Annotated in this window: 21 protein-coding genes; 11 read left to right on the forward strand and 10 right to left on the reverse strand. The window is 43.9% G+C overall.

From position 1 onward, the window contains the following. Positions 1-42: 42 nt before the first annotated feature. Positions 43-957 carry a TIGR01777 family oxidoreductase gene (locus H9L11_RS11070; RefSeq protein WP_205390754.1) on the reverse strand — a complete coding sequence of 305 codons (915 nt, stop codon included), beginning with the start codon at positions 955-957 and terminating at the stop codon, positions 43-45. 255 nt (positions 958-1,212) lie between these two features. Here H9L11_RS11070 and H9L11_RS11075 point away from each other — a divergent pair, with 255 nt between their 5' ends. From H9L11_RS11075 to yfcE, 6 genes are all read left to right on the forward strand, one after another. Continuing rightward, positions 1,213-1,947, forward strand: coding sequence for a DUF1538 domain-containing protein (locus H9L11_RS11075; RefSeq protein ID WP_005382077.1), 735 nt, complete (start codon positions 1,213-1,215; stop codon positions 1,945-1,947). After that, the gene (locus tag H9L11_RS11080; protein WP_205390755.1) at positions 1,944-2,735 is read left to right on the forward strand and encodes a DUF1538 domain-containing protein; all 792 of its coding nucleotides are present in this window, start codon (positions 1,944-1,946) and stop codon (positions 2,733-2,735) included. Before H9L11_RS11075 ends, H9L11_RS11080 begins: the two co-directional genes overlap by 4 nt. Beyond that, the gene (locus tag H9L11_RS11085) at positions 2,725-3,075 is read left to right on the forward strand and encodes a P-II family nitrogen regulator (RefSeq protein ID WP_005382084.1); all 351 of its coding nucleotides are present in this window, start codon (positions 2,725-2,727) and stop codon (positions 3,073-3,075) included. The genes H9L11_RS11080 and H9L11_RS11085 overlap by 11 nt, the downstream gene beginning before the upstream one ends. Continuing rightward, positions 3,072-3,479 (forward strand): CBS domain-containing protein, encoded by a 408-nt coding sequence (locus H9L11_RS11090; protein ID WP_031781352.1) that lies wholly within the window; start codon positions 3,072-3,074, stop codon positions 3,477-3,479. Before H9L11_RS11085 ends, H9L11_RS11090 begins: the two co-directional genes overlap by 4 nt. 149 nt (positions 3,480-3,628) lie before the next feature. Beyond that, a complete protein-coding gene (locus H9L11_RS11095) occupies positions 3,629-3,838 on the forward strand; it encodes a hypothetical protein (RefSeq protein WP_005382086.1) in 210 nt (69 codons plus the stop codon). Between the two features lie 75 nt (positions 3,839-3,913). Beyond that, positions 3,914-4,459 (forward strand): phosphodiesterase, encoded by a 546-nt coding sequence (yfcE, locus tag H9L11_RS11100; protein ID WP_005389637.1) that lies wholly within the window; start codon positions 3,914-3,916, stop codon positions 4,457-4,459. 39 nt (positions 4,460-4,498) lie between these two features. On the opposite strand, the gene H9L11_RS11105 is transcribed toward yfcE, so the two are convergent. Genes H9L11_RS11105 through H9L11_RS11120 form a run of 4 tightly spaced genes read right to left on the reverse strand, consistent with a single transcriptional unit; the run spans position 4,499 to position 7,006 of the window. After that, a complete protein-coding gene (locus tag H9L11_RS11105) occupies positions 4,499-4,777 on the reverse strand; it encodes a SelT/SelW/SelH family protein (protein ID WP_005382088.1) in 279 nt (92 codons plus the stop codon). A 21-nt stretch (positions 4,778-4,798) separates the two neighbouring features. Then, positions 4,799-5,554 (reverse strand): sulfite exporter TauE/SafE family protein, encoded by a 756-nt coding sequence (locus H9L11_RS11110; protein ID WP_017819959.1) that lies wholly within the window; start codon positions 5,552-5,554, stop codon positions 4,799-4,801. Between the two features lie 46 nt (positions 5,555-5,600). Continuing rightward, positions 5,601-6,116, reverse strand: coding sequence for a transmembrane regulator ToxS (gene toxS, locus H9L11_RS11115; RefSeq protein WP_005382091.1), 516 nt, complete (start codon positions 6,114-6,116; stop codon positions 5,601-5,603). An 11-nt stretch (positions 6,117-6,127) separates the two neighbouring features. Continuing rightward, the gene (locus H9L11_RS11120; RefSeq protein WP_205390756.1) at positions 6,128-7,006 is read right to left on the reverse strand and encodes a transcriptional regulator; all 879 of its coding nucleotides are present in this window, start codon (positions 7,004-7,006) and stop codon (positions 6,128-6,130) included. A 271-nt stretch (positions 7,007-7,277) separates the two neighbouring features. Here H9L11_RS11120 and htpG point away from each other — a divergent pair, with 271 nt between their 5' ends. From htpG to hemH, 3 genes are all read left to right on the forward strand, one after another. Continuing rightward, positions 7,278-9,182, forward strand: coding sequence for a molecular chaperone HtpG (gene htpG / locus H9L11_RS11125; RefSeq protein WP_017819957.1), 1,905 nt, complete (start codon positions 7,278-7,280; stop codon positions 9,180-9,182). A gap of 320 nt (positions 9,183-9,502) precedes the next feature. Continuing rightward, on the forward strand, positions 9,503-10,147 hold the full coding sequence (gene adk, locus H9L11_RS11130; protein WP_005382094.1) for an adenylate kinase: 645 nt from the start codon (positions 9,503-9,505) through the stop codon (positions 10,145-10,147). A gap of 167 nt (positions 10,148-10,314) precedes the next feature. After that, positions 10,315-11,277, forward strand: a complete 963-nt coding sequence (gene hemH, locus H9L11_RS11135) for a ferrochelatase (protein ID WP_053307522.1) — start codon at positions 10,315-10,317, stop codon at positions 11,275-11,277. Between the two features lie 49 nt (positions 11,278-11,326). Here the strand turns inward: hemH and H9L11_RS11140 are convergent, their stop codons facing one another. After that, entirely contained in the window at positions 11,327-12,715 is a 1,389-nt protein-coding gene (locus tag H9L11_RS11140) for a peptide MFS transporter (protein WP_005382097.1), read from the reverse strand. A 333-nt stretch (positions 12,716-13,048) separates the two neighbouring features. Between H9L11_RS11140 and rfaH the strand changes: the two genes are divergently transcribed. After that, a complete protein-coding gene (gene rfaH / locus H9L11_RS11145) occupies positions 13,049-13,549 on the forward strand; it encodes a transcription/translation regulatory transformer protein RfaH (RefSeq protein ID WP_005382098.1) in 501 nt (166 codons plus the stop codon). Between the two features lie 115 nt (positions 13,550-13,664). Here the strand turns inward: rfaH and asnB are convergent, their stop codons facing one another. From asnB to nagA, 4 genes are all read right to left on the reverse strand, one after another. Then, positions 13,665-15,329 carry an asparagine synthase B gene (gene asnB, locus H9L11_RS11150; RefSeq protein ID WP_005382100.1) on the reverse strand — a complete coding sequence of 555 codons (1,665 nt, stop codon included), beginning with the start codon at positions 15,327-15,329 and terminating at the stop codon, positions 13,665-13,667. 230 nt (positions 15,330-15,559) lie between these two features. Continuing rightward, positions 15,560-17,149 carry a cation:proton antiporter family protein gene (locus tag H9L11_RS11155; protein ID WP_053307521.1) on the reverse strand — a complete coding sequence of 530 codons (1,590 nt, stop codon included), beginning with the start codon at positions 17,147-17,149 and terminating at the stop codon, positions 15,560-15,562. Positions 17,150-17,230: 81 nt separating this feature from the next. Further along, the gene (locus H9L11_RS11160; RefSeq protein ID WP_053307520.1) at positions 17,231-18,445 is read right to left on the reverse strand and encodes an ROK family protein; all 1,215 of its coding nucleotides are present in this window, start codon (positions 18,443-18,445) and stop codon (positions 17,231-17,233) included. Positions 18,446-18,447: 2 nt separating this feature from the next. Beyond that, complete coding sequence (nagA, locus tag H9L11_RS11165) at positions 18,448-19,584, reverse strand: N-acetylglucosamine-6-phosphate deacetylase (RefSeq protein ID WP_005384983.1); 1,137 nt, start codon at positions 19,582-19,584, stop codon at positions 18,448-18,450. A gap of 489 nt (positions 19,585-20,073) precedes the next feature. Here nagA and nagE point away from each other — a divergent pair, with 489 nt between their 5' ends. Further along, a complete protein-coding gene (gene nagE, locus H9L11_RS11170) occupies positions 20,074-21,567 on the forward strand; it encodes an N-acetylglucosamine-specific PTS transporter subunit IIBC (RefSeq protein WP_005384985.1) in 1,494 nt (497 codons plus the stop codon). The last annotated feature ends 131 nt before the right edge of the window (positions 21,568-21,698 follow it).

A 21,698-nucleotide genomic window follows, 5' to 3' on the forward strand; every position in this document is an offset into this window, starting at 1 on the left:
TTTAATTTAAGACTCAGAAACATTGATTGGAGCCATCATTCATCAGCTCCGGTCATGAAGCAAGTGCTTGAGTGCTGGCTCTATTCTGGAGTAGCTAAATTTAAAGCCCAGTTCGGTGAGTTTTTTGGGTTTGGCTCTCATGCTATCAAACAACAAGCAGGAAGATTCTCCCATTAGGAGTTCCATCGCCCATTTAGGCGTGAACAAGATATGCGGACGTTTTAGCGTTTTAGCTAGTGTGCCGCTGAATATACGATTAGTCACAGGATGGGGGGCGCACATATTGAATGCACCGTGGGCATGTGGTGTTTCAAGCAAGTACATGATAGCGCGGATCATATCTAGGATGTGAATCCAAGGCATGTACTGATTACCGTTCCCAAGTGGGCCGCCTACGCCAAGCTTGTAAGGTAATAGCATCTTTGCTAACGCACCACCATTAAGGCCGAGTACCACGCCAGTTCTCATTAGACAAACCCGAGTTTGCTCCGACTCTGCGCGCTTGGCTATTTGCTCCCACTTTGCACAAACCTCGTGAGGAAAGTCGTCGCGATTAACATGTAAGCACTCATCAAACGGATGGTCTTGTTGATCACCATAGTAGCCAACTGCCGAGCCACTAATAAAAACAGAGGGAGGTTCGGTGCTTGCGTGGATCAGCTCAACAATTTGCTCGGTAATTTTCCAACGACTTTTGCAGATTTTTTCTTTTTGCTCGCTGGTCCACCTTTTATCCGCAATAGGCTCACCTGCAAGATTAATGACGGCATCAACGTGATTGAGATCGGCGAACGACTCGAGCGAGTCAAGGTATTCGATATTACCCAGATCAGCATGCTGTAGGCGTTGTTTTGCTCGCTCTGGAGAGCGTGTAAGTAGCATAACCTGGTGAGTTGATAGCAGCTTGAGCAACTCCGAGCCAATAAACCCAGTGCCACCTGTGAGTAATATCTTCATGTTATCTCTTTGAATGTACACGTATTAGAACATTATAGTCGCTTTGTGCTTAGCTTGATCATCTCAACACCATTATTTCTGGGATAGTGACAAGCTGGCAGAGATACTATTAACTTCACATATTAGAAAATATGTAACTAAATGTTATAGATGGCGCTAGTGCATTCACGGTAGAAGAGTGAAATCTATGCCAGACTAGAAGTTATCGCTCATTGGAACGAGCGTAATCAGTTTGCACAATCAAGGAGGATAGGCATGGAAGCATTTGTTGCGCTTTTTCGAGCGCTCCTCAATAGTGCTCGTGACTTATTACCCATCATCATTGTTATCACTTTTTTCCAATTAGTCGTTTTGCAAGAGCCGCTGCCCAACCTGGTCTCCATTCTTTTTGGCTTGTTGCTTGTCGTTTTAGGATTAACCTTTTTTATCTTTGGCCTAGAACTTGGTCTTTTTCCTATCGGAGAGAGTATGGCTCAAGCCTTTGCAAAAAAAGGCAGTGTGTTTTGGTTATTAGTCTTTGCGTTTTGTTTGGGGTTTGGCACCACGATAGCTGAACCTGCATTGACCGCGGTAGCGGAAGAAGCCTCAGAAGTTGCGGCAGAGGGCGGAATGATCGCTAACTCAGAGCAGTCCATGCAGGATTACGGAGAAGGACTTCGAGTAACAGTAGCTCTCTCTGTGGGGATAGCCATCGTTATCGGCGTTTTGCGTATCTTAAAAGGGTGGCCGATTCATTACATGATCATTGGTGGCTATGTAGGCGTTGTAATACTGACGTGGTTTGCACCTGAAGCCATTATTGGCGTCGCTTACGATTCCGGAGGTGTAACCACGTCCACCATAACAGTACCTTTGGTCACTGCACTGGGCGTCGGTTTAGCGTCTTCTATTAAAGGGCGCAACCCTATGGTGGATGGCTTTGGTTTAATCGCTTTTGCCTCGCTGTTACCGATGATGTTTGTGATGGTTTACGGAATGGTCGTAACATGATTTCAATTGATCATTTCCTAGACACTTTATTATCGACCGTTCGAGACGTCGTTCCCATCGCCAGCATTATTTTTGGTTTTCAGTTAGCGGTGTTAAGGCGTCCTGTTAGCAACCTTAAGAAAGTTTTGCTTGGGTTCGTTTATGTGATTCTCGGGCTAGCTCTTTTTTTACTTGGATTAGAAATGGCATTGTTTCCACTTGGGGAGACGATGGCTGTGCAATTAACGGCGCCGGAGTTTTTACAAGAGTTCAAAGTATCGGTAGGGAAAGCCTTAATGTGGGTCGACTATTATTGGGTTTACACCTTCGCCTTTTTTATAGGCTTTAGTACCACGATTGCAGAGCCTTCTTTAATCGCTGTAGCGATAAAAGCAAACCAAGTCTCTGGAGGCAGTATCAGTATTAACGGCTTGCGCGTAGCCGTTGCGTTTGGGGTGGCAATTGGTATTGCATTAGGTAGTTACCGGATTGTCGTGGGCGATCCCATTCATTATTACATCATCGCGGGTTACATCGTCGTTGTGATTCAAACGTTTTACGCTCCTAAGCTTATTGTTCCACTCGCCTACGATTCTGGAGGCGTAACAACTTCTACCGTCACTGTCCCACTTGTAACTGCATTAGGGTTAGGGCTTGCTTCGACCGTCCCTGGAAGAAACCCAATGATTGATGGCTTTGGCTTGATCGCGTTTGCCAGTCTATTTCCTATGATCTCTGTGATGGGCTATGCGCAAATAACCCAGTGGCTGAATAAAAACGTCTCGGAGGAAGAAGAAAATGCGCTTTAAATTGATACTTGCGTTTGTTGAAGACAGCAAAACAGACAAGGTGTTGGACGCTGCACGCGATGCTGGTGCGACCGGTGCTACAGTGATTAACAATGCTCGCGGGCAAGGTTTAAATCAAAAGCGAACGTTTTTTGGTTTAACGCTAGAAGTGCAAAAAGATGTGCTGCTGTTTGTAGTCGAGGAACATCTTTCTCGACACATATTAGAGACCATTAATGAGGTTGGTGAATTCGACAGAGAGTCGGGGCAGGGCATTGCTATTCAGATCGATATTGAAGATGCAGTCGGTGTCGCGCATCAAGTAGAAACGTTGACCAAAGTGGTTGAGGATGAGTTATGAGCAGTCAAACGATAATTAGAGTTCGAGATGTAATGGCGGCTACTTATGTCATGGTTGATGGGCTAATGACAGTTTATGAAGGCATAACGCTAGCGAAAAAATACCAAGTCAAAGCACTGGTGGTGAAAAAGCGAGATGATAATGATGAATATGGCATCGTGTTGATGAATGATATCGCCAAAAAGGTGCTGGCGAATAATCGTTCTCCTCAGCGCACAAATATTTATGAAATCATGACCAAGCCCGCTTTGTGTGTCGAACCAGATATGAACGTAAAATATTGTGCACGTTTGTTTGAGCGATTTGGCATAAGCAGAGCGCCGGTCATTGAAAGTGGCGAGGTCATTGGGATGGTGAGTTATAACAATATTGTTATCAACGGTATGGTGCGAGAAGAAGTGTAATAGGTTGATATAAATGAAAAATCAACGAATTTTTTCTCAAGTCAGCGACTGTTACAAAGAACTAAAATATTTAATATATGTTAGGTTGCATATGTGTTAATTCACCATTATTCTTTGCGCCCTAAGCCTAATGTCGAGGAATCTGTATCATGCCTTTAGTCTCTTGCCCCGTGTGTGAGAAACAAATCTCAAAACGCGCTCATGCATGTCCAGGATGCGGAGAGCCCGATCCGCTGCACCATCTAGCCAAATCAAAATTTATGTCGATGGTGTTTTGGATACTGGTGTTGGTTGGAACAGCGTATGCAGCATGGTTCTATGTTTTGCCTATGGTCATTGAATCATTGCGCTATCAGTAGTATTCAAACCGTCGTAGGTTGAGCTGCTAAAAAAATGCCGTAGAATGACCTCATACTTTTTGAGGAGACGATGTCGTGAAACTATTTTTTGCCTCAGACCTGCATGGCTCTTTGCCAGCAACTAAAGAAACCATTGATCTATTTTTGGCCTCTGGTGCGCACCACCTGATTTTGCTAGGAGATACGCTAAACCATGGGCCGCGAAACCCTATTCCAGAAGGCTACAACCCTCCACAGGTAGCAGACTTATTGAACCAATACAGTGATCAAATTATTTCTGTACGTGGCAACTGTGATAGTGAAGTGGACCAAATGCTATTAAAGTTTCCAATGATGATGGATTACTCATGGGTGCTACTTGAATCTGGCAAGAGAATCTTTTTGACTCATGGTCACTTGTACAACTCTGAAAAACGGCCGCCACTGCGTGAAGGTGATATTATCGCCCACGGTCATACACATGTTCCCGTCGCAGAGATGCAAGACGGAGCCATTATATTCAACCCAGGCTCGATGACATTCCCACGTAATGGCTTACCGAGAAGCTTTGGTACTCTAGAAGACAATAAGCTAACGGTAAAAACGCCAGAAGGCGAAGTATTAGCACAAACCATGATTTAACGGTTTTACTAAGTAAAAAAATAGGGAGCGAATTGCTCCCTATTTTGTGTCTGAATGTCCTAAATCGCGTTCTGGGTCGATAATGTCTCTAACGCGCTGTTTTAGCACCTTGGCTTCAGGAAAGCCGCTGTCTTTTTTCCGTTCCCAAATTTGCTGGCCATTACAGAAAATTTCGAAGCGACCACCTGTGTCTGGGTGTAAGCTGATTGTTTCTATTTCTTCACTAAAAGTATGCAGTAATTCTTGCGATAGCCAAGTTGAACGCAACATCCAGTTGCACTGGCGGCAGTAATAAATATCAATGATTGCTTTATCCATGAAACTTTCCTTTTAATCTTTTTAAACCAGCAACTTGATGCCCACCGCAAACGTGAGAATTTCGAATGCAACTTTAATCACTCTGTTACTGTATCGAGTCGCGGCCCATGCGCCTAAACTGCCGCCTAGAAAAGAGCTTAACAATAAAACAGGTAACCAAGCCCAGTGAATAGGCGCCCCTGCCTGTACGACGGCAATGCCTCCAATGCCATTCCAAAACAGGCCGACACAAATCATGGTGTAAGCAACGGCTTGTTTGTAGTCGTAACCAAACCAGCGCACCAAAAATAGTGTCACGAGCAAACCAGAACCTGCGGTAAGAGATCCGTTAATGATGCCGATAAACAGTAAGCCAATTCCACCAATAACCCAACCAATAGGATGACGGTTGCGTATTACTTCAGCTTGGCCTAGCGATGTCTTAAGTCGCGAGTAGATACCCAGCGCTAGGATCATCGTGCCGAGCATCTTTTCCGCGATACCATCAGGGATCTGTACAATTAAGTTAGCCCCTAAAATCACGCCAATACTGCCGGACAAGATAAGGTAGAGCGCGACTTTCCATTTAATAGTGCCTGATCTTAAATGCGTGCTTGCTGCGCCTAAGCCTAAAGCGACCGAAGCCACCTTATGTGTGCCTAGCGCAACGGAGAACGGTAAGCCGAGAAAGATGAGTAAAGGGAATTGAAGCAAGCCTGCTCCGCCACCGGAAAGTGAAGCCAGCGTGTTGGCGATTAGTGAACCGAAAAAGAGAGTAGTGGTATCTAGCCAATCCATAAGCAAAACAAAGGGGGCGTCTTGCCCCCTTATCATCCAATCAAAATTAGTTTTTAAACAGTACCGAAGAACCGTGGTTCAAGCTAGTGAGCAATAGTGTTTTTTCGTTCACGACGTCAATACGACGACTTTGCTCTGCATCTAGCTTAAAAATTTGAGTAATTAAACGTAGCTGTGCTTCGGAAAAGTCTTTTGATTGAGAAGATGAAATATCTTTAAACTCCGAAGGCGAGACCAACAAATAGTTGTCACTTACTTCCCAGCGGCCTTTTTCCGAGATATTTATCGTTGATTCTGCGGTTGAACCTTGAGCGAATAGTTTTATATTTGCTACGCGAATATAGTCACCATTAGGGAGATATTTCACGTTTGATTCAACATTAACTCGGCGTAGTGGGCCGACAGTATCGTCAGGCAAGCTGTCTGTAATGACTGTCACCATGGTCGACTGCCATTCGTTTGCTGTGAGGAGCTGCTCCACTTTTAGGTCACTTCCCCAATACAACCAACTACTGAAAAGAACGGATACGGCCAAAACCGCAGATGCTAATTTAATCTTCATATTGGCCTCCTTTATTTGCAGATGTCTGTTGGATCGTTTTGACCTGCGAAAATACGCAGTGTTACGTTCTCGTAAGAGTGGTTACTGTCATGAATGTAGTTCAGAATCAGCTGGTTATTTTGTCCACCAGTGGCAATCACTTCTACTGGCAACGAGTCTTCTGCATGGTGCTTCACGTAGCGCTCAATGCATTGCTCTATTGAAGGCAACCAGTTGTTGATTTGAGGGTGATTTACAGGTGTCATCACTGGTACATTTTGATACTCACCAATTTGACGGAATTGGGATTCCGCAGGGTTCGTGAATAACAATACGCAAACAGGAAGCAGCAGAGACAAAAAGATAATGACACGCGGTAGCCAGTTAATCGTGTTAGATGCTGGCTTCGGCTGAGTTTTAGTCGGCTCTACTTGAGGCTCAATATCAGCAGTAGTATCGGTCACTACCTCTGTCGGTGGCATATCGCTCGCTTCTAACTCCACTGCTGGCGCTTCTTGTTCAGAAGCGGTTTCTTCAGCGTCAGTGTTAGAGTCAGTAGAAAATGGGCTCAAGCGTTCCACTGAACAAATGAGTTGGTAGCCACGTTTAGGTACCGTTTTAACAAACTCTGGAGATTTTGTTGAATCCTTCAACATCTTACGCAGAGTAGAAATCGCTTGAGTCAGGCTTGAGTCATCCACCTCAAAACCTTGCTCACGCCAAACAAACTCGTGAAGCTCGTTACGGGTTAAAACTTCGTTTGGTCTCTCTGCCAACATCAGAAGTATACGGCTTTCGTTGCTTCCTAATCGTACAACGTCGTTGCCGTTTTGTTGGTCAGCGAGCGAATTACTATTTGGATCAAAGGTGAACCTTTGAGCAAGTAGAAATTTGGTGCCAATGTTAGTCATTTAGTTCTTCTTAGATGGATGATGTTGTAATTATGGTGATTTATGTCACAAAATTACCGGGGCGCTTGGAGTGCGCACGACATTTTAGATGCTTTTAGACGGGTAGGATAATTAAAATTTTCTAAAAAAACACCGTTTTTAGCAATATTGACCTTGAATTTACATTTGTCAGCCACATGTTAAATGACATCTCGGTAAGGTGATTTCAAGGGGAAAGTCACAAACTTGTCCCTATGAAAAAGCCAATTAGTTTAGATGTTATGGAGCACACATGAGCGAAACCGTATCTCAAAATAAAGAAACTCGTGGTTTTCAATCAGAAGTAAAACAACTACTGCACTTAATGATCCATTCTCTTTATTCAAATAAAGAGATCTTTTTGCGCGAGCTGATCTCTAACGCATCAGATGCATCAGACAAACTGCGCTTTCAGGCGTTATCTAACCCAGATCTATACGAAGGTAATGCAGACCTTTGCGTGAAACTGTCGTTTGATGAAAGCGCAAATACCTTAACCATTTCTGATAACGGTATCGGTATGAGCCGTGATGATGTGATTGAGCACTTAGGAACAATCGCAAAATCTGGTACAGCTGAGTTTTTCTCAAAGCTATCTGAAGAGCAGAGCAAAGACTCTCAGCTTATTGGTCAGTTTGGTGTTGGTTTCTACTCGGCATTTATCGTAGCTGACGCCGTTACCGTGCGCACTCGCGCTGCGGGTCTAGCCGCTGATGAAGCGGTACAATGGCACTCAGCGGGTGAAGGTGAGTACACCATCGAAAACATTACCAAAGAGTCACGTGGTACCGACATCATTCTTCATATGCGTGAAGAGGGTAAAGAGTTTTTGAATGAGTGGCGTCTACGTGACGTTATCAGTAAGTACTCTGATCACATCGGCATTCCTGTTTCAATCCAAACTGTCGTTCGTGATGACGAAGGCAAGGAAACAGATGAGAAGAAGTGGGAGCAAATCAACAAAGCCCAAGCACTGTGGACGCGTAACAAATCTGATATTTCAGAAGAAGAGTATCAAGAGTTCTACAAACACGTATCACATGACTTTGCCGATCCCTTGGTCTGGAGTCATAACCGTGTAGAAGGTAAAAACGACTACACGAGCTTACTATACATCCCATCGAAAGCACCTTGGGATATGATGAACCGCGACCACAAATCAGGCTTGAAACTGTACGTACAGCGCGTATTCATTATGGACGATGCAGAGCAATTTATGCCGTCATACTTACGCTTCGTACGTGGTTTAATAGACTCAAACGATTTACCGCTAAACGTATCGCGTGAGATTTTACAAGACAATAAAGTGACTCAGTCTCTACGTAATGCTTGTACTAAGCGCGTGCTAACGATGCTCGAGCGTATGGCCAAGAATGACGAAGAGAAATACCAATCATTCTGGAAAGAGTTTGGTCTTGTGATGAAAGAGGGCCCTGCGGAGGACTTTGCAAACAAAGAGAAAGTTGCAGGTTTATTGCGCTTTGCTTCAACTGAAGTGGATTCTTCTGAGCAAACTGTGGGCTTGGCGTCTTACGTTGAGCGCATGAAAGAAGGTCAAGATAAGATCTACTACTTGACGGCAGACAGCTATGCAGCTGCGAAAAACAGCCCTCACTTAGAACAGTTCAAAGCGAAAGGCATTGAAGTTATCTTGATGTACGACCGCATTGATGAGTGGCTGATGAACTACTTAACTGAGTTTGATGGTAAACAGTTCCAGTCAATCACTAAGGCTGGGCTTGATCTAAGTCAGTTTGAAGATGAAGCAGAAAAAGAGAAGCAAAAAGAAACCGAAGAAGAGTTTAAGTCGGTTGTAGAGCGCACGAAGTCTTACCTAGGCGATCGTGTGAAAGAAGTTCGTACGACCTTCAAACTCGCATCCACGCCTGCTGTTGTGGTAACGGACGATTACGAAATGGGCACTCAAATGGCGAAGCTTCTTGCGGCAGCTGGTCAAGCTGTGCCGGAAGTGAAATACATCTTTGAGCTAAACCCTGAGCACGAATTGGTTAAGCGTATGGCTGACGAAGCCGATGAAGAAGCGTTTGGTCGCTGGGTTGAAGTTCTGCTTGGTCAGGCAATGCTAGCGGAGCGAGGCTCTATTGAGGATCCAACAGAGTTCTTAGGAGCCGTTAATCAACTTTTGACTAAGGTGTAATAACCTCTGCAAATCAAAAAGCTCGCATTTCGCGAGCTTTTTGTTTGTTGTCGCAAAATTTTGCATCTCAAGTGCTGAGTTAATAATCAATAGGGCGTGAAAGAGGGTACTGTTAACATTCTTTAGTCTTAATACACTCTTTGCTCAGAGAACCTGTGATAGAATCTGCGACTTGAATGTGAGTAATAAGGCGTGTATTTTTGCTCGCCTATATACGTTATACCGAAACTTATCGTTGCAGGTGCTTCTCAGGTTTGATGTCTAAGAGGTCAGCTATTGTGAGCTTCGGTATAAATCTTAAATATTAAAGAGGATAAATCATGCGCATCATTCTTCTAGGTGCTCCAGGTGCAGGTAAAGGCACACAAGCAAACTTCATCATGGAAAAATACGGTATTCCACAAATCTCTACTGGTGATATGCTTCGTGCTGCTATCAAAGCAGGTACAGAGCTTGGTAAACAAGCTAAAGCTGTTATTGACGCTGGTCAGCTAGTTTCTGATGAAATCATCCTTGGTCTTATCAAAGAGCGCATCGCTCAAGAAGACTGTGCAAACGGTTTCCTACTAGATGGTTTCCCACGTACTATCCCTCAAGCTGACGGCCTAAAAGAAATGGGCGTAGACGTAGACTACGTTATCGAATTTGACGTTGCAGACGATGTGATTGTTGAGCGTATGGCTGGTCGTCGTGCTCACCTTCCTTCTGGTCGTACTTACCACGTGGTTTACAACCCGCCTAAAGTGGAAGGTAAAGATGATGTAACTGGTGAAGATCTTGTTGTTCGTGATGACGACAAAGAAGAAACAGTACGTGCTCGTCTAGGTGTTTACCACGAGCAAACTGCACCGCTAATCAACTACTACGGCAAAGAAGCTGAAGCAGGAAAGACTAAGTACCTTAAGTTTGATGGTACTAAGCAAGTAGCTGAAGTTAGTGCGGATATCGAGAAAGCACTATCTTAATTTGCTGAAGTCAAAAATTTAATATTTTGATATATTGAAAGCGGCCCAAGTGGTCGCTTTTTTTAGTTTACTCGTAAACATATATCTAATTAACTTCAGCTCGGCTATTCGTTACTTCGAGGTTACTTAAATATATGAACCAAGCCGTTTACCATGAATAGGATGTTATGAAAGAGAATAATAAACAGGGTGTACTCCTAGTTAACCTGGGAACTCCTGACGCACCAACCGCTCCTGCCGTAAAGCGCTTTTTAAGTCAGTTTCTTCATGATCACCGAGTGGTAGACATGACTCGATGGCTTTGGTGTCCACTATTGCACGGCGTTATCCTTCCTATCCGAGCTCCTAAAGTTGCCAAACTCTATCAATCAGTATGGATGGAAGAGGGCTCGCCGTTGATGGTGTACTCTAAACGCCAAACGGAAAAGTTGGCACAAAAGCTTGATATACCTGTAGAGCTTGGTATGACGTATGGTAACCCAAGTTTGCAATCAGGCTTTGAAGCCCTATTGGCGCAAGGCGTTGATGAAGTCATTGTTTTACCTTTGTATCCGCAATACTCGGGCACAACAACGGCAGCGGTTTCTGACGGAATCACTAAAGCATTTAAGAACCTGCCTGTGATGCCAGGCTTTATCTTTATTCGTGATTATTACAATCACCCAAAATATATTGAAGCGTTAGCGCACTCAGTTCGTGAACATTGGCAAAAGAATGGTCAAGGAGATTACCTGCTGTGTTCTTATCATGGTATTCCAAAACGCTATGCTGACAATGGTGATGTTTACCCACAGCATTGTGAAGAGACGACTCGCTTGCTTGGGGAAGCGTTAGGTTTAAGCGAACAACAAATTGGCATGACGTATCAGTCCCGATTTGGGAGAGAAGAGTGGCTTCAACCTTATACCGATAAGACCCTAGAGGCACTTCCTGCAAAGGGTGTGAAAAATATTAATGTTGTGACCCCTGCATTTTCGTCAGATTGTTTAGAGACGTTGGAAGAGATCTCGGAAGAGTGTAAAGAGATTTTCCTTGAAGCAGGTGGTGAAAACTTTACCTACATCCCTTGTTTGAACGACAGTGCACTTCATATCGAGATGATGGTTGAGTTAGTTCAATCTAAACTTTAGATACAAAAAAGGGTCGCAATAGCGACCCTTTCTACGTTTAGTTGAGCGATCAAGCAACTTGTACTTGCTGCTCTTCTACTTGCTCTGCCGTGCTGTGCGTATTTTCAGCGCCATGCATCCAGCGAACGAGTGTATTAGAGAATAGGAGCAAAATTACGCCACTTACGGTTGCACTGACCGCAATACCACTAAAGATAGCCATAGCGCCTAACTCGCCTACGTGAGAGCCCACATAGCCCGCAACATAGTTAGCAATCGCATTACAGCCAAACCATGCACCCATCATAAGTGAAGCTAAGCGAAGCGGTGCTAATTTAGTCACCAATGAAAGACCAATTGGTGATAAACACAGCTCGCCTAATGTGTGGAAGAAGAAAGCGCCGACCAACCATAACATCGATGTTTTTACTGTTGTATCTCCACCTTGTTCTAGCACTGCGCCAACCATACAAAGGAAACCAATCGCCAAGAAAAATAGTGCCATCGCAAACTTCACTGGCGAAGTAGGTTCACGTTTACCCAATTTTACCCAAAGGACAGCCAGAACTGGCGCTAGAGTAATAATGAAAAATGGGTTTAGTGATTGGAACCACGCAGCAGGAACTTCGAAACCACCAATCATGCGATCAGTATATTGTTGAGTGTAGATGTTCATCAGACCACCAGCTTGTTCAAAGCCTGCCCAGAAGACAATAGTGAATAAGCTCATGACCAGAATTACTTTTAGTCGATTCACTTCTTCTTTGGTGAGTGGCTGCTTCGTGGTGGCGTTTTTGTTGTTTAGATCTCGTTTCGCCGCTGGTTCGCGACCAATATCACCAAGCCATGATTGAGCCAGTACCATTTGCATCACTAGGCTAACCAGCATACCCACACCAGCGGCAACAAAGCCTGCTTTCCAACCGTAAGAGGTTGTCACAGAGCCAGAAACGACGCCGGCAAGTAATGCACCTAAGTTGATACCCATATAAAAGATAGTGAATGCGCCGTCACGACGGTTGTCACCTTCTTGATAAAGGTCGCCAACCATGGTTGAGATATTTGGCTTAAAGAGACCGTTACCAGTGATAAGTAGGCCAAGACCTAAATAGAAACTGTGTAGCGAACCAATACCTAAAGCATCAGCAGGAAGTGCAAGAGTAAACTGGCCGATTGCCATTAACGCGCCACCAAGCAAAATTGAGCGACGTTGACCTAAATAGTTATCTGCTAGGTAACCACCAATAAGAGGCGTGATATACACAAGCCCTGTGTATATGCCGTATAGGTCTAATGCGTCTTTGGTTGACCAGCCAAGGCCGCCGTTCATTGTTGTATCGGTGAGGTAAAGCACGAGAATGGCACGCATTGCGTAGTAAGAAAAGCGTTCCCACAGTTCAGTACCGAACAATAAGAACAGGCCACGTGGATGACCAAAATATTGATGTTGGTTTGACATAAGCTCTTCTAATAATAGTTATTACATTTTTTAACGACTTCTACGTATACAATGCAATTCAACGAGTGACAAATAATAAAATTTTGCCATTCAACTATTTTTGTTTGTTAAGTGGCTGTTTTTGATTGGATTTGCAGATTATATGATGGTGTATTGGTTGTGTTACAAACTTAATTTCCATTTTTGCCTATGGACTTCTTTATCGTAAGTTGCTGAAAAATGTCGTTAATGCGAGCGATGTATAATCATACTTTTATAGATAAACTGAATATCAATGACTCAACTTTGGCTTAATGCTAGGATAAAAACAAAATAGAATTGGCTAGTAAAAAGATGAAACGTTGGTATCTACTTTATTGTAAACGTGGGGAGCAGGTTAGGGCGAAACAACACCTTGAAAATCAAGGTGTAGAGTGCTTTTATCCAACTGTAGAAGTTGAGAAGATTTTGCGCGGGAAAAGACAAAAAGTCGAGGAACCGCTGTTTCCTTGTTACGTATTCGCTTACTTTGATTATGAGCAAGGGCCAAACTTCACCTCAGTCCGCTCTACTCGAGGTGTTGTTGACTTTGTGCGTTTTGGTGCTCAACCGAAAGAAGTTCAAGGTGACTTGGTCTTCGAATTGATGCAGCTAGAAAAGTGTTGTAATGACAATACCGTTTCTGAATGCATGCCAAAACCAGGCGATCAAATTAGAGTTAAAAGCGGTCAATTTGCGGGCATAGATGCCATCTTCCAAGAACAAGATGGTGAGAAACGCTCAATTATGCTAGTTCAGATGATCACCAAGCGTGTGCCTGTCAGCATAGACAATAGTGATTTAGATTTAAAATAGCCTAATTCCATCAAACATAAAAAGAGGTGCAAAAGCACCTCTTTTTGATCGTATCTAATTTTTTGTCTGTTTTAAAAGGGTTGGACGAACCAACCCTTATCTTTATCGTAGAGAATTAGTATGAATCGTTGTGAACGGTCTGTACTGCACGACCTGATGGGTCAACACAGTTTTGGAACGATTCATCCCATTCAATCGCCTTCGCTGAAGAACACGCTACTGAAGGGCCTCCTGGTACACACTCTGCTGCTGATGGAAGTGGGAATAACTCTTCAAAGATTTCACGGTACACGTAGCCTTCTTTTGTCGTTGGCGTGTTGTATGGGAATCGATATTGAGCTGTTTCCATCTGCTGGTCTGTCACTTTCTGTTCCGCTACTTCTTTCAGCGTATCGATCCAGCTGTAGCCAACGCCATCAGAGAATTGCTCTTTTTGACGCCATGCGATCGATTCTGGCAGGTAGTGCTCGAAGCACTCACGAAGGATGTGTTTCTCCATTTTACCGTTGCCACACATCTTGTCTGCTGGGTTCAAGCGCATTGCTACATCTATGAACTCTTTATCTAGGAAAGGTACGCGTCCTTCAACTCCCCATGCTGCCAGCGACTTGTTAGCACGAGCACAGTCGAACATGTTCAGAGCAAGCAGTTTACGCACTGTCTCCTCGTGGAACTCTTTCGCGTTTGGCGCCTTGTGGAAGTAAAGGTAGCCACCAAAGATTTCGTCAGCGCCCTCACCAGACAATACCATCTTGATACCCATCGCTTTGATCTTACGACCCATTAAGAACATAGGTGTTGATGCGCGGATAGTCGTCACGTCATACGTTTCAATGTGGTAAATCACGTCACGAATCGCGTCCAAACCTTCTTGAATCGTGTACGTCATTTCGTGGTGAACGGTACCAATTTGGTCGGCAACTTCGCGAGCGGCTTTCAGGTCAGGCGCGCCTTCTAGGCCAACCGCAAAAGAGTGCAGTTGAGGCCACCAAGCTTCAGACTTTTCATCATCTTCAATACGCATCGCTGCAAAGCGTTTTGCTACCGCAGATGTAATAGAAGAATCTAGACCACCTGAAAGAAGCACACCGTAAGGCACGTCAGTCATTAGTTGGCGTTTAACAGCCGCTTCTAGCGCTTCCGTCAATTCTTCTTTGCTAGTGCTGTTACCTTGTACTGCTGCGTACTCGTTCCAGTCACGAACATAGTAACGTGTTGGCTGAGTATCTTTAGAGCTGTAGTAGCTACCAGGAGGGAATTCACTTACTGTTTTACATACTGGAACAAGAGCCTTCATCTCTGATGCCACATAGTAGTTACCATGCTCATCGTGACCTTGATAAAGAGGGATAATACCAATATGGTCACGGCCGACTAAATACTCATCTTTTTCTTCGTCGTAGAGCACAAAAGCGAAAATACCGTTTAGTTCTTCAAGGAGATCTGCACCCATATCTTGGTAAAGTGCAAGAATGACTTCACAGTCTGAATCGGTTTGAAATTCGTACTTTCCTTCGTAACGAGCACGAATTTCTTTATGGTTGTAGATTTCACCATTGACGGCAAGGATGAGCTTCTTATCAGGGCTGTATAGCGGCTGTGCACCACTATTTAGACCAACAATCGCCAAGCGCTCGTGCGCTAAAATAGCACGCTCTGAAGAGTAAATCCCAGACCAGTCTGGGCCACGGTGACGAAGTTTTTTCGACATCTCTAATGCGATAGGGCGCAATGCGGCTGCATCGCTTTTAATGTCTAAAATGCCAAATACTGAACACATACTACATCCTTACTAAACTAAACAATTTCTAATCGGTATGGTTTAAATTTGCCATTACTAATAAAAAAAGCAACGTTTTGTGATTAAAAAAATGATAAAAGGCCTTGTTGTATGGAAAATATTTAACTCAATCGTTGTTTTGGTGAATGAGATCAAGGTTTGGTATAAAAACTATACAAAAAAGGCTTTCTATCAATAGAAAGCCTTTCAAAAAATATCAGTGCTGTTGCTTATTTAATTGGTGTGAATTTAGGCTGAAGTTGTTTACAGACGTGTCGAGCAAAACCGCTACCAGCTTCACTATATATATTGAATGCTGCGTCAACGCCATTTTCAAGTAAGCCTTCCAATTGATCTGGGTATTCGGCGATAGCGGCAATTTGCCCCTTATATTTTCTGCGTTTAAGCTGCTCAAGTGCTGTTTGGTTACCTTGATGATGTGGCATTGCAAGCAGAACCAGTTTTACATGACCTGTATCTAAAATTCGCTCCCAGAAATCCGGGTCGGTGGCATCACCAGAAATCACATTTCTTCCTTCTGAACGATGATGATGTGCAGCGTCTTCACGAATTTCTATACCCAATGAAATTTTGCCATAGCGTGAGCGTAGCTCATCATAAGCGCCCGTTCCAATACGCCCCATACCTAAGATCAATACTTGGGCATGACCTGGGTTGATGAGTTGGTCGCGTTGATTGAGCTTTTCTACCGCTGTCTCTTGCAGCCACTTACCTGAATGTTGATAAATTTTATGGCTAAGGCGGTTAAGTGGCGCGGAAATTACAAAGGATACCGACACCGCAACCGCAATCGCAGCAAGCATATCACTTGGCATCCAGCCCATTTTATAGGCCAACCCTGCAACAATAAGACCAAACTCACTGTAGTTAAATAGTGATAAAGAGGCGAGCAAAGAGGTACGTACTCGAAACTTAAAATGATTAATAGTGACGAAGTACAAGAGTCCTTTGATTGGTAGCAGTAAGATAAATAGCAGGGCGAGAACGACGCCATTCACGCTCAATGAGGCGGATAAACCAATGTTTAAAAAGAAGCAGACTAAAAAGAGCTCCTTCATATTGAATAATGACTTGGATAGTTCTGAGGCTTTTGGGTGACCTGCGAGTAGCATGCCTAAAATTAGCGCGCCCAAGTCTGGTTTCATCCCGACCAACTCGAATAGCCCAGCACCGACAACAAGCGCGAAGAAAATACCGAATAGCACCAGCATTTCGCCGTGGCCAACTTTATCGAGCAGCTTATAAAATAGGGGACGAAGGAAAGGCAGTGCGAACAAACCGATGGCATACCATTCTGGGACTTTTCCGGTTGAAGCAGTCAGGAATACTACGGCAAAAATATCTTGCATAACCAAAATACCTATCGCGAGTGTGCCGTAGGTCGCGTTCATTTCGCCTTTTTCTTGCAATGCTTTTACGGCAAAAACGGTACTAGAGAACGATAGTGCAAAAGCTAAAAGCAGGATTTGGCTGCCGTCCATACTGGCTAGCGAAGTCAAGCCCAGTAGTTTTAAGCCGGATAACGCTAGGGTAAAAAAAGCGGTAGAGAGTATGTTGTGGGCGGTTGCCCCTCCCCATATTTCTTTGGACAGCAGGGTTTTTACATCGAGTTTGAGTCCAATAGTAAACAGAAGAAGAGTAACACCAAGATCTGCGAGAGTGACGATAACGTCATTGCTTTGGTAACCAAATGCATGCAAGCCAAATCCAGCTAGTAGAAAACCAACGAGGGGAGGGAGGCTGCATTTAAGCGCAATAAAACCAGCTAAAAAAGCGGCTGTAATTAGAATAATTTCCATACTGTTAAGCTGTATTCCTGATATACAAAAACGGGCTGTGAAAACACAGCCCGAGATTGTAACTCAATTGGTTGTATAAACTTAGTCTTCCAGTAACTTTTGTAACAAAACTCCGTTCAGCATAGCGCGTTTAATCATCGCAAATGCGCCCATCGTTGGCTGCTTATCAATGTGAGAAGCCACGATAGGGAGGTCGTTATGGAAAGTTTTAAGAGATTGATTCTCTACGTTGCGTTGAATTGCAGGGAAAAGAATATCTTGTGCTGCAGTAATATCGCCAGCAATTACAATTTTCTGTGGATTAAATAAGTTAACCGTAATCGCAATCGCTTTACCTAGCTGGTTGCCCACTCGCACTAAACTCTGTTTCGCAAGTTCATCACCATTCATTGCGTGCTGACATACCGCTTCAATTGTGATGTTTTCAAGGTCGGTTAAGCTTGATTCGTATCCTTGAGTAATCAGTTGCTTCACTCGTTGAATAATCGCTGGGTTTGCAGCTACGGTTTCTAAACAGCCAAAGTTTCCACATTGGCATTGCTCACCAAGCGGGTCAATTTGGATATGACCAATTTCACCGACGTTGCGGTTAAAACCAAGAAAAACCTGGCCGTTAACGATAATACCTGCGCCAGTACCGCGGTGGACGCTAACCAAAATAGAATCCTGGCAGTCTTGGCTTGCTCCAAAGTAGTGCTCAGCCAACGCCATGCCACGTACGTCGTTGCCAACAAAGCATGCTGTATTAAACTTCTCTCCAACAATTTCACCGAGAGCAAGATTATCGATATCGGTATTAGGCATGTATTCGACCACGCCAGTTGTTGGGTTAACAAGGCCCGGTAAAGTGATGCCGATAGCGATGAGTTGATCAATTTTGTCTTCGCAACGGCTTACGAAATCTTTTAATAAATCGATAAGCCCTGCGATTAAGTCTGCTTGGTTAGTGTAGTGCAATTCATGCTGATCTTCTGCCAGCGCGGTACCACCTAAATCGTATAAACTGAACTGTACGTAATCTCGACCTAAGCGAACGGCAATCGAATGAAAAGGTTTGACTTCAGTAGTCAAAGAGATCGCACGACGACCACCAGTTGAAGCTTGTTGGGCGACCTCCTTAATAAGGCCGCGCTCTAAAAGTTGGCGGGTTATTTTGGTAACACTAGCAGGCGCGAGCTGACTCACGTCCGCGACTTGAATACGGGAGATAGGACCTTGCTGATCAATCAGCCTATATACCGCAGCGCTGTTAAGCTGTTTTACTAAATCTACATTACCAATCTGTCCGCCATTCATGCTTAATTTTGCTCGTATTGTCCGTTAACAACCGTCGCTTTTACTTTAAAGTCACGATCGAAAATAGTCAGGTTTGCAACCATCCCTTTTCGAACTCGGCCAAGGCGATCCTCAACACCAATTGCTGTTGCTGGGTATAACGTGGCCATTCGTAGAGCTTCGTCTAAAGCGATCCCCGCGTGCTCAACTGAATTCTGAACTGCTTCAATCATTGTCAAAGCTGAGCCGCCTAGCGTGCCATTTTCATCAACACACTTACCATCTCGGTAATATACTTTCTTACCGACAAAAATAAAGTGATCAATGTTAGCACCTGCTGGAGCTGTGGCATCCGTCACCAAAACAAGCTTTTCACCTTTGATTTTATGAGCAATTCGGATGTTTGCGTAGTCGACGTGAAAACCATCAGCAATAATGCCAGCGTATACGTCAGGAGTATCGTAAATTGCACCAACAACTCCTGGTTCACGACCAACCATTGGTGTCATTGCATTAAAGAGGTGTGTGGCAAAAGTAATGCCTGCTTCAAAGCTTTTACGTGCTTCGGCGTAGGTTGCATTTGTGTGGCCAATTGAAACCACGATGCCAGCAGCCTTTAATCGCGCAATATGCTCTGGGTCGTTATGCTCAGGTGCTAGCGTTACTTTCGCTACGATATCGGCGTTTGCGCAGATAAGGTCGATCATGCTTTCGTCTGATGGGCGAATAAAATCGACGTTATGGATGCCTTTTTTCGCGACGTTAAGGTAAGGACCTTCGAGGTGTAAACCAAGCGATTGATTTTGATACTTGTTGTGGTACTCACGAGCTGCGGCAATTGCAGTTCGCATATCTTCATCAGATGACGTAATGAGTGTTGGCAGGAAGCTAGTACAGCCAGATTTGAGGTTTGCCTGGTGCATGATTTGCATGGTTTCAGGGGTAATTGCATCGTTTAGCATTACACCGCCACAACCGTTCAACTGCAGATCGATAAAGCCTGGACTTAGATTAGCGCCTGCAAGGTCTTTTACTTCGATGCTTTGAGGTAGCTCAGAAACCGGCACAATAGATTGAATAAGATCGTTTTCGATGATGACCGCATGATCGGTAAGAACATCACTACCGGTATAAATTTTACAGTTACTTAGCGCGTACATAGTCAGCTAGTCCTTATAGATGAGAATTCAATTTCTATATCGTTATCTAAGTAGAGACTGCTTCAGTCATATGGGTACTTAGTTTGTATCACTGAATTAGATAACGAGTCACATACAGCAAGTCGCGTTTTATCGATGTTATTGTCATAGTAACTAACTGAAAAGTAATAATTGTATGGTTTTTTATGATTCTTTTTCAGAGCAAAGTTACAGTGATTTACCCGCCTAGATACCAAAATAACACTGATTCTGCCTTGCATAAAGTGCGAGAATATTATCTTTAAAACGCCATTTTTTCGTATAATAAAATAAGTTTTATGATCTCGCTAGCAAAAACCTTCCGAAAGGGCAAATTGTGGTGATTATGATCACAAACGGTGAGCTTTTAATTTGCGGAGCAAAATTAATATCATAAACTTAGGATGACTAAATTGGACGGCTGAAATAAGTCATTCAACATAACATCTAATCCTATAGGGGGAACTTAAGGTGAACATTCTCGGATACTTCCAGAAGGTGGGTAAGGCGCTTATGGTGCCGGTTGCCACACTTCCTGCAGCAGCAATACTCATGGGTATTGGCTACTGGATCGACCCAAATGGCTGGGGCGCAAACAGTGCACTTGCTGCATTTCTTATTAAAGCTGGTGCAGCGATCATTGACAATATGTCAGTATTGTTCGCTGTTGGTGTTGCTTACGGAATGTCTAAAGACAAAGATGGCGCCGCTGCACTTTCAGGTTTCGTGGGCTTCTTAGTTGTCACAACGCTTTTGGCCCCTGGTGCAGTATCACAAATTCAAGGCATTGACCCAAGTGAAGTACCTGCTGCATTTGGTAAAATCAATAACCAGTTCGTCGGTATCTTGGTTGGTATTGTTTCTGCTGAGTTGTACAACCGTTTTTCTCACGTAGAGCTGCACAAAGCACTGGCGTTTTTCTCTGGCAAGCGTCTTGTACCGATCCTAACGTCTTTTGCTGGTATCGTTATTGCGTTCATCCTGATGTACGTTTGGCCATCAGTTTACGGCGGTCTGGTAAGTTTTGGTGAAAGCATTCAAGGTATGGGTGAAGCAGGTGCAGGTGTTTACGCATTCTTCAACCGTCTTCTAATTCCTGTTGGTCTGCACCATGCACTAAACTCAGTGTTCTGGTTTGATGTTGCTGGTATTAATGACATTCCAAACTTCCTTGGCGGTGCGAAATCATTAGCTGAAGGCACGGCAACGGTAGGTGTTACGGGGATGTACCAAGCGGGCTTCTTCCCAATCATGATGTTTGGTTTACCAGGCGCTGCTCTAGCGATGTACCATACTGCGAAATCAAAGAATAAAGAGAAAGTGGCATCTATCATGATTGCAGCTGCGTTTGCTTCATTCTTTACAGGTGTAACAGAACCACTTGAATTTGCATTCATGTTCCTTGCTCCAGGACTGTACGTTCTTCACGCAGCGCTGACTGGTCTATCAGTTTATATCGCGGCATCAATGCAGTGGATTGCAGGTTTCGGTTTCTCTGCTGGTTTAGTCGACTTAGTATTGTCGACTCGTAACCCGCTAGCGGTAAACTGGTACATGCTCATTGTACAAGGTCTTGGTTTCTTTGCGGTTTACTACTTCGTGTTCCGTACCGTGATTGTTAAGTTTGGCCTTAAAACACCGGGACGTGAAGATGATGAAGAAGCTTCATCTAACGTGGCTGGATCAAGCAATTCTTCAGAGCTTGCTCGTCAGTACTTGAAAGCACTTGGCGGTCATGACAACCTAAGTTCTATCGATGCCTGTATTACTCGTTTGCGCCTTTCTGTGAAAGATATGAGCGTTATCAATGAGAAAACTCTGAAAGATCTTGGAGCTATGGGAGTTGTGAAGCTAGGTACAAACAACCTACAAGTTATCCTTGGTCCACTAGCAGAGATTGTTGCTGGTGAGATGAAGAATGTATCTAAAGATGAAGACTTAAGTGGTGTTCAGCTACCAGCTTAACTGTTTAATAGTGGTGTGATTGTTTGTTATTGGTATTGCAAACAATTGATACTACAACATCGCAAAAGGCCTCCGCAGGAGGCCTTTTTTCGTTTAGGCCCTTTGAATCTGCTTTGCTTTCACGCTAACTC

The organism is Vibrio sp. sp1, from assembly GCF_016920955.1.
GTDB classification, from domain to species: domain Bacteria; phylum Pseudomonadota; class Gammaproteobacteria; order Enterobacterales; family Vibrionaceae; genus Vibrio; species Vibrio alginolyticus.

Coding starts and splice junctions, on each gene's coding strand:
- H9L11_RS11070 (WP_205390754.1), bottom strand. CDS start 957: ATGAAGATATTACTCACAGGTGGCACTGGGTTTATTGGCTCGGAGTTG.
- H9L11_RS11075 (WP_005382077.1), top strand. CDS start 1,213: ATGGAAGCATTTGTTGCGCTTTTTCGAGCGCTCCTCAATAGTGCTCGT.
- H9L11_RS11080 (WP_205390755.1), top strand. CDS start 1,944: ATGATTTCAATTGATCATTTCCTAGACACTTTATTATCGACCGTTCGA.
- H9L11_RS11085 (WP_005382084.1), top strand. CDS start 2,725: ATGCGCTTTAAATTGATACTTGCGTTTGTTGAAGACAGCAAAACAGAC.
- H9L11_RS11090 (WP_031781352.1), top strand. CDS start 3,072: ATGAGCAGTCAAACGATAATTAGAGTTCGAGATGTAATGGCGGCTACT.
- H9L11_RS11095 (WP_005382086.1), top strand. CDS start 3,629: ATGCCTTTAGTCTCTTGCCCCGTGTGTGAGAAACAAATCTCAAAACGC.
- H9L11_RS11105 (WP_005382088.1), bottom strand. CDS start 4,777: ATGGATAAAGCAATCATTGATATTTATTACTGCCGCCAGTGCAACTGG.
- H9L11_RS11110 (WP_017819959.1), bottom strand. CDS start 5,554: ATGGATTGGCTAGATACCACTACTCTCTTTTTCGGTTCACTAATCGCC.
- toxS (WP_005382091.1), bottom strand. CDS start 6,116: ATGAAGATTAAATTAGCATCTGCGGTTTTGGCCGTATCCGTTCTTTTC.
- H9L11_RS11120 (WP_205390756.1), bottom strand. CDS start 7,006: ATGACTAACATTGGCACCAAATTTCTACTTGCTCAAAGGTTCACCTTT.
- htpG (WP_017819957.1), top strand. CDS start 7,278: ATGAGCGAAACCGTATCTCAAAATAAAGAAACTCGTGGTTTTCAATCA.
- adk (WP_005382094.1), top strand. CDS start 9,503: ATGCGCATCATTCTTCTAGGTGCTCCAGGTGCAGGTAAAGGCACACAA.
- hemH (WP_053307522.1), top strand. CDS start 10,315: ATGAAAGAGAATAATAAACAGGGTGTACTCCTAGTTAACCTGGGAACT.
- H9L11_RS11140 (WP_005382097.1), bottom strand. CDS start 12,715: ATGTCAAACCAACATCAATATTTTGGTCATCCACGTGGCCTGTTCTTA.
- rfaH (WP_005382098.1), top strand. CDS start 13,049: ATGAAACGTTGGTATCTACTTTATTGTAAACGTGGGGAGCAGGTTAGG.
- asnB (WP_005382100.1), bottom strand. CDS start 15,329: ATGTGTTCAGTATTTGGCATTTTAGACATTAAAAGCGATGCAGCCGCA.
- H9L11_RS11155 (WP_053307521.1), bottom strand. CDS start 17,149: ATGGAAATTATTCTAATTACAGCCGCTTTTTTAGCTGGTTTTATTGCG.
- H9L11_RS11160 (WP_053307520.1), bottom strand. CDS start 18,445: ATGAATGGCGGACAGATTGGTAATGTAGATTTAGTAAAACAGCTTAAC.
- nagA (WP_005384983.1), bottom strand. CDS start 19,584: ATGTACGCGCTAAGTAACTGTAAAATTTATACCGGTAGTGATGTTCTT.